Genomic DNA, 12,956 nt, shown 5'->3' on the forward strand with positions numbered 1-12,956 from the left:
ATTTTCTCTTACTGTTATTATATCAAATAACGTTCGGAAAATCTGCTTCTTGATTTTATTTGTTAGAAAATGGCTAGGGATATGGTATAATACTGTCTGTGCCGTGAGGTACTTCAAAATCGACCTTCAATCGTTTTTTGAAAATAGACGGTGTAAAGGAAGTTTACACTAGATTAAATTGATGGGAGAATAGACAATGGGTGATAACTCAAAGATACGTGTTGTCGTTGGTATGAGTGGGGGTGTTGATTCCTCTGTCACGGCCCTGTTACTCAAGGAGCAAGGCTATGATGTGATTGGCATCTTCATGAAAAACTGGGATGATACAGACGAAAATGGTTTTTGCACAGCAACAGAAGACTACAAAGATGTTGCAGCTGTTGCCGATCAAATCGGGATTCCGTACTACTCTGTCAACTTTGAAAAAGAGTATTGGGACCGAGTGTTTGAATATTTCCTTGCTGAATATCGTGCAGGACGGACACCAAATCCTGATGTAATGTGCAATAAGGAAATTAAATTTAAAGCCTTCTTGGACTATGCTATGAACTTAGGTGCTGATTATGTGGCGACAGGTCACTATGCACAGGTCAAGCGAGATGAGAATGGAGCGGTTCACATGCTTCGGGCTGCTGATAATGGTAAGGATCAAACCTACTTCCTCAGCCAATTGTCTCAAGAGCAATTGCAGAAAACCATGTTTCCTTTAGGACATTTGCAAAAATCAGAAGTGCGTGAAATTGCAGAACGTGCTGGGCTTGCCACAGCTAAGAAAAAAGATTCGACTGGGATTTGTTTTATCGGTGAAAAGAACTTTAAAGAATTTCTCAGCCAGTATCTGCCTGCTCAAAAAGGACGCATGATGACAGTTGATGGTCGAGATATGGGGGAGCATGCAGGTCTCATGTATTACACCATTGGTCAACGTGGGGGACTTGGTATCGGTGGACAAATTGGTGGAGATAATGCTCCATGGTTTGTTGTCGGAAAAGATTTGTCACAAAATATTTTATATGTGGGACAAGGATTCTATCATGAGTCGTTGATGTCAACTAGCTTGACAGCTAGTCAAGTTCACTTTACAAAGGACATGCCTGAGAACTTTACGCTAGAATGTACGGCGAAATTCCGTTACCGTCAACCAGATTCCAAGGTTACAGTACATGTTAAAGGTGACAAAGCAGAAGTTGTCTTTGCTGAACCACAACGTGCCATTACACCAGGTCAAGCCGTTGTTTTCTATAATGGCGAAGAGTGTCTAGGTGGGGGCATGATTGACCTTGCCTTTAAAGATGGGAAAGTGTGTCAGTATATTTAGATTGACAATGTTGTAAAGTTAATCACGAGAATATTTAAGTTGACATTCATACTAAATGTGATAAAATGAAAGTATAACAATGCTATGATGGTCAAAGCTCATAGGAATTGGACGTTTTTTGCGTGCAGTTTCTGAGGGTTTTGGCTCTTTTTGTCTAGAAAGGCCGAAAAAAGTGGGTTTTTGAACGAGAAGCAACGGGAAAACTTTCGGGGTTCGAGCAACTGCACTTATTATGAAAAATAGCCAGCTTTTTCTTTCCTATCGTGAGGATACTCAGAAATACTATACGATTGGCGGAGCTATTCAGGTTGGCGAGTCAACAGAAGCTGCAGTAGTCCGAGAGGTAAAAGAAGAACTAGGGATTGATGTAGCAGTCAAGCAACTAGCTTTTATTGTTGAAAATGAGTTTACAGTAGTTGACAAGAAAGAGCCGGTCAATTTTCACAATATTGAGTTTCACTATATCGTTGAACTACTGGGGAATCTGCCTTCTCAGATGATTGAGGAAGAGTGGGGAAGTCCGTGTTATTGGATAGATGTTGACAACCTTGTCAATATTGATGTAGTTCCTGCTTTTTTGAAAACGGCCTTACCTAGCTGGTCAGGGGCGATTGAACATATCAGAATTAAAGGAGACTAGGAGATGACATATTCGTTTACAGAAGAGTATGACGTGATTGTAATTGGTGCGGGCCATGCGGGTGTAGAAGCGGGTCTTGCCACCAGTCGGATGGGGTGTAAGACCCTTCTTGCAACGATTAACTTGGACATGGTGGCCTTTATGCCGTGTAATCCCTCTATCGGTGGATCGGCTAAGGGGATTGTAGTCCGTGAGATTGATGCTCTTGGTGGCGAAATGGGGCGCAATATTGACAAGACCTACATTCAGATGAAAATGCTGAATACGGGTAAAGGTCCTGCTGTGCGCGCTCTTCGTGCCCAGGCTGATAAGGCCAAATACTCGCTAGAGATGAAGCGTACGGTGGAGCAACAGGAGAATCTAACTCTTCGTCAGACCATGATTGATGAGATTTTGGTTGAAGAAAATCGAGTCATCGGTGTTCGGACAGCGACCAATCAGTATTTTGCAGCAAAGGCGGTCATTGTAACAACAGGAACGGCTTTGCGTGGTGAAATTATTATCGGGGATCTAAAATATTCATCTGGTCCAAACAACAGCTTAGCTTCTATTACTTTGGCGGATAACTTGAAAGATTTGGGTCTTGAAATTGGGCGGTTTAAGACAGGAACGCCACCTCGTGTCAATGCTAGAACAGTGGACTATACCGCAACAGAAATTCAACCCGGAGACGAGAAGCCCAATCATTTTTCTTTTTTATCCAAAGATGAGGATTATCTGCAAGACCAGATTCCATGCTGGTTGACTTATACCAATGCACGCAGTCATGAGATTATCAATAGTAATTTGCACCGTGCACCGATGTTCTCAGGTGTAGTCAAGGGGGTAGGTCCACGCTATTGTCCATCTATTGAGGATAAAATCGTGCGTTTTGCGGATAAAGAGCGTCATCAGTTGTTCTTAGAGCCTGAGGGGCGTGATACCGATGAGATTTACGTTCAGGGACTTTCAACTAGCCTTCCAGAAGATGTGCAAAAGGACTTGGTTCACTCTATTAAGGGACTTGAAAATGCAGAAATGATGCGAACAGGCTATGCGATTGAGTATGATATGGTCATGCCTCATCAATTGCGGGCAACCCTTGAAACCAAGAAAATTTCAGGATTATTTACAGCAGGACAGACCAATGGAACTTCTGGCTATGAAGAGGCTGCTGGTCAAGGAATTATCGCAGGAATTAATGCGGCGTTGAAAGTACAGGGCAAGCCAGAGTTAATTTTGAAGCGTAGTGATGGCTATATTGGCGTGATGATTGATGATTTGGTGACTAAAGGAACAGTTGAACCTTATCGCCTCTTGACGAGTCGGGCAGAATATCGTTTAATTTTACGCCATGACAATGCAGATATGCGTTTGACAGAAATTGGGCGCCAGGTTGGTTTGGTCGATGATGAGCGTTATCGGGTCTTTCAGATTCACAAGAACCAGTTCGAAAATGAAATGGCGCGGTTGGATTCAATCAAGTTAAAACCTGTCAAGGAAACCAATGAGAAGGTTGTCGCGATGGGCTTTAAACCGCTGACAGATGCGTTGACTGCAAAAGAATTTATGAGAAGACCTGAGATTACCTATGCGGATGTCCTTCAATTTGTCGGTCCAGCTACTGAGGAACTGTCTGATAAGACCATTGAATTGATTGAAACCGAGGTGAAATATGAGGGCTATATTAGCAAGGCCTTAGATCAGGTTGAGAAGATGAAACGCATGGAGGAAAAACGGATTCCAGCAGATATTGACTGGGATGATATTGACTCGATTGCAACGGAAGCTCGTCAGAAATTTAAGCTGATTTCTCCTGAAACGATTGGACAGGCAAGCCGTATCTCAGGGGTCAATCCGGCAGATATTTCAATCCTCATGGTTTATTTAGAAGGGCGTAGTCGCTCCATTTCAAAGACTAAGGCAAAAAATAATGACTAAAGGCTGGGCATTTGTCTGGTCTTTTTGCAAATCTTCTGTGGAAATAGAAGCTAGCATTTTCAGCGGTTTTATGGTAAAATGGCAAGCAGAGGTTAGTGATGAAAAAATTTCGATTTTCAACGATTCATTTTGTGATGATTGGGGTAATCCTATTTGGATTATTGGCTGTTATTCATGGTCTATACCCTGACTCAACAATTACCTATTTATCTATATTTATCGTTCTTTTATTATTGGTCTTGCTTTTTATTTTTCAAAAGCATTCCTACGAAGTGAGCGAAGTGGAACAAATTGAATACTTAAATGCCCAAGCTGATACGGGTCTCATGCGCTTGCTTGCACACATGCCAGTCGGAGTGATTAAAGTTCGCTTGGAAGACAATCAAGTAGAATGGTTCAATCCCTATGCTGAACTTCTTTTTGTCAAAGAAGATGGCGAGTTTGACCAGCGGAAACTTCGTGAAATCATTGATACGGGATTGGATGAGGACAGGACGTATGTGACGGTTGCTGACAAGCGGTATGCAGTCTATGTCGATTTTGAGCAGGGTTTGTTTTACTTTTTTGATGCGTCAACAGAGTATTATGCCACTTCTAATCTGATCGGCAGTAGACCTGTGATTGGGATTATTTCGGTTGATAATTACGACGAATTAGAAGATATTTACTCGGATTCTCAGATTAGTCAGGTCAATAGCTTCTTGGCTCAGTTTGTGTCTGATTTTGCAAATGAAAACGGGATTTACTACCGCCGTGGGACCATGGACCGTTTTTATTTCTTTACGGATTATGCGGTCTTAGAAAGACTGATTGAGGATAAATTCTCAGTGATTAATCGTTTCCGTGAAGAAGCCAAGCAATTGGATTTGGCTCTGACCTTGAGTATGGGGATTGCCTACGGACCAAACAATCATCATAAGATTGGTCAGGTAGCGCTTCAAAATCTCAATATGGCTGAGGTACGCGGTGGTGACCAAGTCGTTGTCAAGGAAAATGATGAAAGCAAACAGCCTCTCTTTTTCGGTGGTGGTTCTGCTTCATCGGTCAAGCGGACCAGAACCCGTACTCGTGCCATGATGACAGCAGTCTCTGACAAGCTCAAAACGGTCGATGCGGTATTTGTTGTTGGGCATCGCAACTTAGACATGGATGCTTTAGGTTCTGCTGTTGGAATGCAGTATTTTGCACAGAATATCATGAATAACGCCTATACTGTCTATGATGAAAAGGATATGGGATCTGATATTCAACGTGCCGTTCAGAAATTGACTCAGGAAAATTGCTCTAATCTGATAACAGTTGACGAAGCGAAAAAGCAGGTAACGGCTCAGTCTCTTCTCATTATGGTGGACCATTCTAAGATTGGCTTGACCTTGTCGAAAGAATTTTATGAATTATTTAGCCAGGTTGTTGTGGTTGACCACCACCGCAGGGATACAGATTTTCCAGACAATGCAGTCTTGACCTATATTGAAAGTGGAGCAAGTTCTGCCAGTGAATTGGTGACAGAATTGATTCAGTTCCAAAATGACAAGCACCATAAACTCAATCGACTTCAGTCTAGTCTTCTCATGGCAGGGATTATGCTTGATACCAAGAATTTCACCTCGCGCGTGACTAGCCGAACATTTGATGTGGCTAGCTATCTCAGAAATCGTGGTAGCGACAGTTCAGAAATTCAGCAGATTGCAGCGACTGATTTTAGTGAATACCGTCAAATCAATGAATTGATTTTAAGAGGAAAGAAGTTGACAAATCATATTGTTCTTGTTTGTGGCGATGAGGGAGTTGCCTATGACAACATTGTCCCAAGTAAAGCAGCAGATACGATTCTTGAAATGGCTGGGATTGAAGCGGTATTTGTCATCACTAAAAATATCAATGACTATATCGCAGTTTCAGCGCGGAGCAGAAGCAAGGTCAATGTGCAACGGATTATGGAAGAAATGGGCGGAGGTGGCCACTTTAACCTTGCAGCCGCTCAGGTTCATGATCAGTCAATGGCACAGGTTCAAGCGCAGCTAGGTGAAGTTATTCAAGAAGAATTAAAGGAAAAATAGAAGGAGAGTTCCTCATGAAAGTTATTTTTTTAGCAGATGTCAAGGGCAAAGGGAAAAAAGGGGAAATCAAGGAAGTGCCGACAGGCTATGCTCAAAATTTCTTGATTAAGAAAAATCTTGCTAAAGAAGCGACTAACCAGGCCGTTAGCGAATTGCGTGGTAAGCAAAAGTCACAAGAAAAGGCACATGCTGAGATGTTGGCTGAGGCAGAAGCTATCAAAGCCAAATTAGCAGAGGAAGAAACGCTAGTATCCTTTGTCGAAAAAGTAGGTCCAGACGGACGTACCTTTGGCTCTATTACGAGTAAGAAGATTGCAGAAGAATTGGAAAAGCAATTTGGTATCAAGATTGACAAGCGTAACATCCAACTAGATCATCCGATTCGTGCGGTTGGTTTGATTGATGTGCCAGTTAAAATTTATCAAGATGTGACAGGTGTCATCAACTTGAGCATTAAAGAAGCCTAAATAAATCGTAAAAAAGATAGGAGGTGAGAATCTTGGCAGAATTAGATGAATTGCGTGTGCAACCGCAGGATATTTTGGCAGAGCAGTCGGTCCTCGGTGCGATTTTCATCGACGAAGGAAAGTTGGTCTTTGTTCGTGAGTATATAGAGGCAGACGATTTCTTCAAATATTCCCACCAGTTGATTTTTAAAGCTATGGTCGCTCTTTCAGATCGGCATGAGGCTATTGATGCAACGACCATGCGGAATTATCTGGCTAATCAGGGTGATTTGGAAAATATCGGTGGGCTCAGCTATTTGGCTGAGGTCATCAATTCGGTGCCAACATCTGCCAATGCAGAGTACTATGCCAAGATTGTTGCTGAAAAATCCAATTTACGCAAACTGATTGCCCGTTTGACAGAATCGGTCAACCAAGCCTATGAAGGTGCGGATGAGTCCGATGAAATCATTGCGCGTGCAGAAAAAGCCTTGATTGATGTCAGTGAGGGTACAAGTCGGAGTGGTTTCAAGCAGATTGAAGATATTTTAAATATCAACTTTGAAAACCTTGAAATCCGTTCGCGTCAGACGTCTGATATTACAGGGATTGCGACAGGCTATCCGGCACTTGACGCTATGACAACAGGCTTGCACGAAGAAGAATTGATTATTCTGGCAGCTCGTCCTGCAGTTGGAAAGACGGCCTTTGCTCTCAATATTGCCCAAAATATCGGTACAAAATTAGGCAAGACAGTTGCTATCTTTTCTCTGGAAATGGGTGCAGAAAGCCTAGTTGACCGGATGCTCGCTGCTGAAGGGATGATTAACTCACGTTCCATTCGTACAGGTCATTTGACTGATGAGGAATGGCAGAAGCTGACCATGGCGCAAGCGAATCTGGCCAATGCGAGTATTTACATCGACGATACGCCAGGAATTAAGATTACAGAGATTCGGTCCCGCTCCCGTAAATTGGCTCAGGAAACAGGTAATCTCGGCTTGATTTTGATTGACTACTTGCAGTTGATTACAGGAACTGGTCGGGAAAATCGTCAACAGGAAGTTTCTGAAATTTCGCGGCAATTAAAGATTTTGGCAAAGGAATTGAAAGTGCCTGTTATAGCCCTCAGTCAGCTGTCGCGTGGTGTGGAACAGCGTCAGGATAAGCGCCCTGTTTTGTCTGATATTCGTGAGTCGGGGTCTATCGAGCAGGATGCAGATATCGTTGCTTTTTTGTACCGTGATGACTACTATGAACGTGGTGAGCAGGAAGACGGGGGGATTCCCAATAATACCGTTGAGGTAATTATCGAGAAAAACCGTTCAGGGGCGCGTGGAACCGTCGAGTTAATGTTCCAGAAAGAGTATAATAAGTTTTCAAGTATTTCCAAGAGAGAGGATGGATAAGAATGAGTGATGCATTTACAGATGTTGCAAAAATGAAGCAAATCAAAGAAGATATTAAAAACCATGAGGGGCAAATTGTCGAATTGACTCTTGAAAATGGTCGCAAACGTGAGAAAAACAAACAAGGTCGGATAACCGAGGTTTACCAATCCCTCTTTATCGTCGAATACGAAGATCCAAATAACACTTTTGTGGAGTCCTATACCTATTCTGACGTTTTGACGGAGAAGATTTTGATTCATTATCTGGATTAGTTGGAAGTAGAAATAGATATGAATATCATTCAATCCTTTTTTATGGAGGAAGAGAATGGTATTCATCTTTTTTTGTTGTTGAGAAGAGATGGTTTCAGTTAATGGACCTAAGTCCATAGTCTTCCAACAAAGTTGTAAACGCTTTCTAAAAATGGTAATCTAATCCATAGATACGTATCAATAAATATTAAAAAGGAGAAGTTATGGAAACTCGGATTAACGAAGCAATGCAAAAATTTTCTAGATCAGTCATTGTTCCTGTCAAGTTCATGGCTGTTATGGGTCTATTTTTAGCGATAGGGGTTATTCTACAACTTCAGTTTATGCCTGAGTTTATTCAAACATTGGGCTCATTGATCAAAACGATGATGGACAGCATGTTAAATAATCTGTCATTGATTTTTTGTATAGGGATTGCCTCCTCTTTGGCGAATAAAAAGAAAGTAGAAGCTTCTTTAATAGCCCTCATTGCTTTTATATTTTTCTTGGCAGCTAACAATGCCTGGTTGACCTTAACAAATCAGTTAGCAAGTACAGGTGAAGTTGGATTGTTCGGGACTGGACAAGGGATGGTATTGGGCTTCCAAGTGGTTGATATGAATGTCTTTTTAGGGATGATTATAGGCTGTCTTGTTGGTTGGTTCCACAATAAATTTTCAGAAAAAGAATTTATTGATCTATTTAGTATTTATGGTGGTTCTCGTTTTACATTCACGCTCCTTATTCCGGTCATTCTAGTTTTAGCTATTGCCATGTGTTATATTTGGCCGGTCGTTAATCAGGGGATTTCTTCATTGTCTGGTTTTATTTTAACGACTGGTTTAGTAGGAGTATTTATTTACGCATTTGGTAACCGTTTCTTGATTCCTACTGGCCTCCACCATTTACTATGGATGCCATTCTGTTTTACGGCGCTTGGAGGAACTGCTGAAATCAATGGTAAAATTTATAGCGGAGCAGTTAATATCTTTTATGCTGAACTAGCAAACTCAGGTTCAATTGTCTCGCTAGATAATTCACTTCGATTTGCGACCTTTGGTTTTGTCAAAATATTTGGCTCACTTGCTGTTGCAGCAGCAATCATCTATTGTGCTAGGAAAGAAAAGAGAGAAGAAGTGAAAGGGATGATTTTACCGTCAACATTTGTTGCCATGGCAGCAGGTATTACGGAACCGTTGGACTTTACCTTCTTATTCATATCACCTCTATTATGGTTTATTCATAGTTTGCTAACAGCTATTTCAGAAACCATTTTATGGGCTTTAGGTGCTAGAACTTACATGCTATATGGGTTGATTGATACAGTCGTATCGAATGCACCATTTAGTCCCAACATCACTAAGTTTTACCTAGTGATTATTGTGGGGATTATCATGACAATTGTCTGGTTTGTAACCTTTGTCTTTTTAATTAAAAAATTGGATATTAAAACCCCTGGTAGAGAAGATATAGTAGAACCTGTGTCAGAGACAGTAGCATCTATGACAGAAACAATGGATGATACGGCTCTAGTGATTAAAGGTTTGGGTGGTGCAGATAATATTGAACATGTCACGAATTGTTTTACACGTCTTCGAGTGACTGTAAAAGATGAGATGAAAGTGGATGACCATATATTGCAAAAGGTTTCTCAACAAAAAGGTGTTGTGAAAAATGGCAAAAATATTCAGGTCATTATTGGTATGGGAGTTCAAACATTTAAAGAAGAAGTCTGTGCTGCCCTAGGAATAACAGAGTAAGAAAGGATATTATAATGGTAAGAGAAAAACAATCAGTCGTTATTGCAGGTGGAGGAAGTACATACACGGCGGGAATTGTGATGATGTTAATTGAGAATCAAGATCGATTCCCTTTAAGAAAGTTGAAATTCTATGATAATGATAAAGAACGTCAAGATATTGTCGCAAAAGCCTGCGAAGTGATTATACGGGAGCGTGCTCCAGAAATAGAATTTGTTGCTACGACAGACCCAGAAGAAGCTTTTTCAGATGTTGATTTTGTAATGGCGCATATCCGAGTGGGTGGATTGAAAATGCGTGAGCAGGATGAAAAGATTCCGCTTAAATATGGAGTTGTCGGTCAAGAAACATGTGGACCAGGAGGGATTGCCTATGGCATGCGGTCTATAAAGGGAGTTATTGAATTGATTGACTACATGGAAAAATACTCTCCGAATGCATGGATGCTCAATTATTCAAATCCCGCAGCAATAGTGGCAGAAGCAACTCGCCGGATGCGACCAGAATCAAAAATTATCAATATTTGTGACATGCCTGTTGCCATTAAAAAATCAATGGCAGATATTTTGGGCTTGAAGAATGAAAATGAGATTATTGATCGTTACTATGGTTTGAATCATTTTGGATGGTGGACGGAGATGTATGATAAGCAAGGCAATGACTTAATGCCAATCTTACGAAAACATGTCCAAAAATATGGTTATGCAGCAGCTACAGAGGAACATAATCCGCTGCTGGAAGAGGCTAGTTGGAAAGACACTTTCTTAAAAGTGAAGGATGTCCAAGCAGTCGATCAGGCAACTATGCCAAACACTTATTTGAAATATTATCTTTACCCTGACTATGTTGTTGCCCACTCTAATCCAGATTATACTCGTGCAAATGAAGTTATGGATCATCGTGAAAAAAATGTCTTTGCAGAATGCAAACGAATTGCTGATAATCAGACAGCAGTTGATACCAGTATTGAAGCAGGGGAGCATGCAGAATTTATTGTTCAATTAGCTGGTGCCTTGGCCTATAATACCTATGAACGAATGCTTCTTATTGTCAAAAACGAAGGAGCAATTGCTAATGTCAGTGAGGATGCAATGGTTGAAGTCCCTTGCATTGTAAGCAAGCGCGGCTATGAGCCATTGTGCATGGGTAAAATTCCGCATTTCCAAAAAGGAATGATTGAACAGCAAGTCGCTGTTGAAAAATTGGTAGTAGATGCCTATCAACAAGAGTCTTATGAAAAATTGTGGCAAGCTCTTAGCCTATCTAAAACAGTACCATCGGCTACTGTAGCAAAACAAATTTTGGATGAGCTGATTGAAGCAAATAAAGGATACTGGCCTACTTTAGCATAGTGGTTATTTATATAAAAATATGATATAAATAATTAGTAACAACAAATACGGGAAGATAGGGTGGGCTTCTATATGCGTTTCACAGATATAGTCAATGAACATTACAGCGAACTAAATTCATCAGAATTATTGATGTGTAATTACATTATAGAAAATACTACGCTTATACCCAAAATGGGAGTGGTGGAATTTGCCAAGCGAAGTCTGTCCTCAAAGTCTTCCGTTATTCGTTTTTCACAGAAATTAGGCTTTACGGGTTTTACAGAATTAAAAAATTTTATAAAGTGGCAGGATCAGGAAGAGGTACTGATTGAGCAACTAACCTTTAAGGAACAGGTGACAAAAGATATTCATTCCTTGCTAGAGTTGATTGCAAAAAGTGATTGGTCGCCTATTTATCAAAGGCTGGATACAATTGATAATATCTATGTGATTACAACAGGAGTAACTCAGAAGAATCAAGCAGCAGAATTGCAACGCTTATTTCTCTTAATCGGCAAGCCACTACAGATTGTACCAGGAGATGGAAATTCGAATGAGTTTCGACGAATCATCGAGCGTTTGACGGGTAAAGATATTGTATTTGTACTATCTTTGTCTGGTGAAAATAATAATTTGGAATCAATCGTTAGTCGTTTAAAATTAGTAAAAAGCAATATCGTTTCGATTACGAGCTTACAGAATAATTGGTTATCAGGAAAATCAGATTTTAATCTTTATGCGACAACTAGTCGGAGTCCCCTCCCTAGGGATTGGTGGCTCCAAACAACCTCCTCCTTCTTTGTATTGATAGAAGCCTTTACCTTTGGGTATGTGGATTATAAGAAGCGAATCAAGTAATTTGGGTAAAATACCTTTACAAAGCCTTTTTTCTATGATATACTATCCTCTGTGTGAAATAGCAGCAGAGGAATATGAAGCTCGTCAACAGGTACTTTGTAATAGAAGTAACCTTAGCTGTTTAGGCGAAGGGTATCTGCACGAATCAGGATTTCTCAAAGACTATTTCCATAAGAAATTTATTTTATGGAGGACATTATTATGTCACGTTATACAGGACCATCTTGGAAACAAGCTCGTCGTCTTGGTTTGTCACTTACAGGTACAGGTAAGGAGCTTGCTCGTCGTAACTATGTACCAGGTCAACACGGACCAAACAACCGCAGCAAATTGTCAGAATACGGTTTGCAATTGGCTGAGAAACAAAAACTTCGTTTCTCTTACGGTGTAGGTGAAAAACAATTCCGTAACTTGTTCGTACAAGCTACAAAAATCAAAGGTGGAATCCTTGGTTTCAACTTTATGCTTCTTCTTGAGCGTCGTTTGGACAACGTTGTATACCGTCTAGGTCTTGCAACGACTCGTCGTCAAGCTCGTCAATTTGTAAACCACGGTCATATCCTTGTTGATGGCAAACGCGTTGACATCCCTAGCTACCGTGTTGAAGTTGGTCAAGTAATCTCAGTTCGTGAGAAATCAATGAAAGTTCCTGCAATCCTTGAAGCTGTTGAAGCAACTCTTGGACGTCCAGCATTCGTATCATTTGATGCTGACAAACTTGAAGGATCATTGACTCGCCTTCCAGAACGCGATGAAATCAACCCAGAAATTAACGAAGCACTTGTCGTTGAATTCTACAATAAAATGCTTTAATTTCAAAGATTATTTTGCAAAAAGCCTACTTCGGTGGGCTTTTTGTGTACATCAAATGGATAGATTTCGAGCGTATGGGCCCTTGTTTCAGAATGTTTTTAAAATACGATATCATTCTTTGGTTTTCTTGTGAAAAAAATTACAAAAACTATTGCAACCGATTAC

The 12,956-nt window shown here is 40.7% G+C and carries 11 protein-coding genes; all 11 read left to right on the forward strand.

The features are described 5' to 3' along the window. The first annotated feature begins 196 nt into the window (after positions 1–196). The 11 genes from mnmA (at position 197) to rpsD (ending at position 12,791) form a co-directional block, all read left to right on the forward strand. Positions 197–1,318 (forward strand): tRNA 2-thiouridine(34) synthase MnmA, encoded by a 1,122-nt coding sequence (mnmA, locus tag CHF41_RS00230; RefSeq protein ID WP_119875473.1) that lies wholly within the window; start codon positions 197–199, stop codon positions 1,316–1,318. Positions 1,319–1,547: 229 nt separating this feature from the next. Continuing rightward, positions 1,548–1,958, forward strand: a complete 411-nt coding sequence (locus tag CHF41_RS00235) for an NUDIX hydrolase (RefSeq protein WP_338058444.1) — start codon at positions 1,548–1,550, stop codon at positions 1,956–1,958. A gap of 3 nt (positions 1,959–1,961) precedes the next feature. Beyond that, on the forward strand, positions 1,962–3,878 hold the full coding sequence (gene mnmG / locus CHF41_RS00240) for a tRNA uridine-5-carboxymethylaminomethyl(34) synthesis enzyme MnmG (RefSeq protein WP_119875475.1): 1,917 nt from the start codon (positions 1,962–1,964) through the stop codon (positions 3,876–3,878). A 98-nt stretch (positions 3,879–3,976) separates the two neighbouring features. Further along, the gene (locus CHF41_RS00245; protein ID WP_119875476.1) at positions 3,977–5,938 is read left to right on the forward strand and encodes a DHH family phosphoesterase; all 1,962 of its coding nucleotides are present in this window, start codon (positions 3,977–3,979) and stop codon (positions 5,936–5,938) included. 14 nt (positions 5,939–5,952) lie between these two features. After that, positions 5,953–6,405, forward strand: a complete 453-nt coding sequence (gene rplI, locus CHF41_RS00250) for a 50S ribosomal protein L9 (protein WP_119875477.1) — start codon at positions 5,953–5,955, stop codon at positions 6,403–6,405. 32 nt (positions 6,406–6,437) lie between these two features. Then, entirely contained in the window at positions 6,438–7,793 is a 1,356-nt protein-coding gene (gene dnaB / locus CHF41_RS00255; RefSeq protein WP_119875478.1) for a replicative DNA helicase, read from the forward strand. 2 nt (positions 7,794–7,795) lie between these two features. Next, a complete protein-coding gene (locus CHF41_RS00260) occupies positions 7,796–8,047 on the forward strand; it encodes a Veg family protein (RefSeq protein ID WP_075105126.1) in 252 nt (83 codons plus the stop codon). Positions 8,048–8,250: 203 nt separating this feature from the next. Continuing rightward, positions 8,251–9,786, forward strand: coding sequence for a PTS transporter subunit EIIC (locus CHF41_RS00265; RefSeq protein ID WP_119875479.1), 1,536 nt, complete (start codon positions 8,251–8,253; stop codon positions 9,784–9,786). A 14-nt stretch (positions 9,787–9,800) separates the two neighbouring features. After that, a complete protein-coding gene (locus tag CHF41_RS00270; RefSeq protein ID WP_119875480.1) occupies positions 9,801–11,138 on the forward strand; it encodes a 6-phospho-alpha-glucosidase in 1,338 nt (445 codons plus the stop codon). A gap of 72 nt (positions 11,139–11,210) precedes the next feature. Continuing rightward, positions 11,211–11,978, forward strand: a complete 768-nt coding sequence (locus tag CHF41_RS00275) for a MurR/RpiR family transcriptional regulator (RefSeq protein ID WP_119875481.1) — start codon at positions 11,211–11,213, stop codon at positions 11,976–11,978. Between the two features lie 201 nt (positions 11,979–12,179). After that, positions 12,180–12,791 (forward strand): 30S ribosomal protein S4, encoded by a 612-nt coding sequence (gene rpsD / locus CHF41_RS00280; RefSeq protein ID WP_075105127.1) that lies wholly within the window; start codon positions 12,180–12,182, stop codon positions 12,789–12,791. Positions 12,792–12,956: the final 165 nt, after the last annotated feature.

It is taken from the genome of Streptococcus respiraculi, assembly GCF_003595525.1.
GTDB lineage: Bacteria > Bacillota > Bacilli > Lactobacillales > Streptococcaceae > Streptococcus > Streptococcus respiraculi.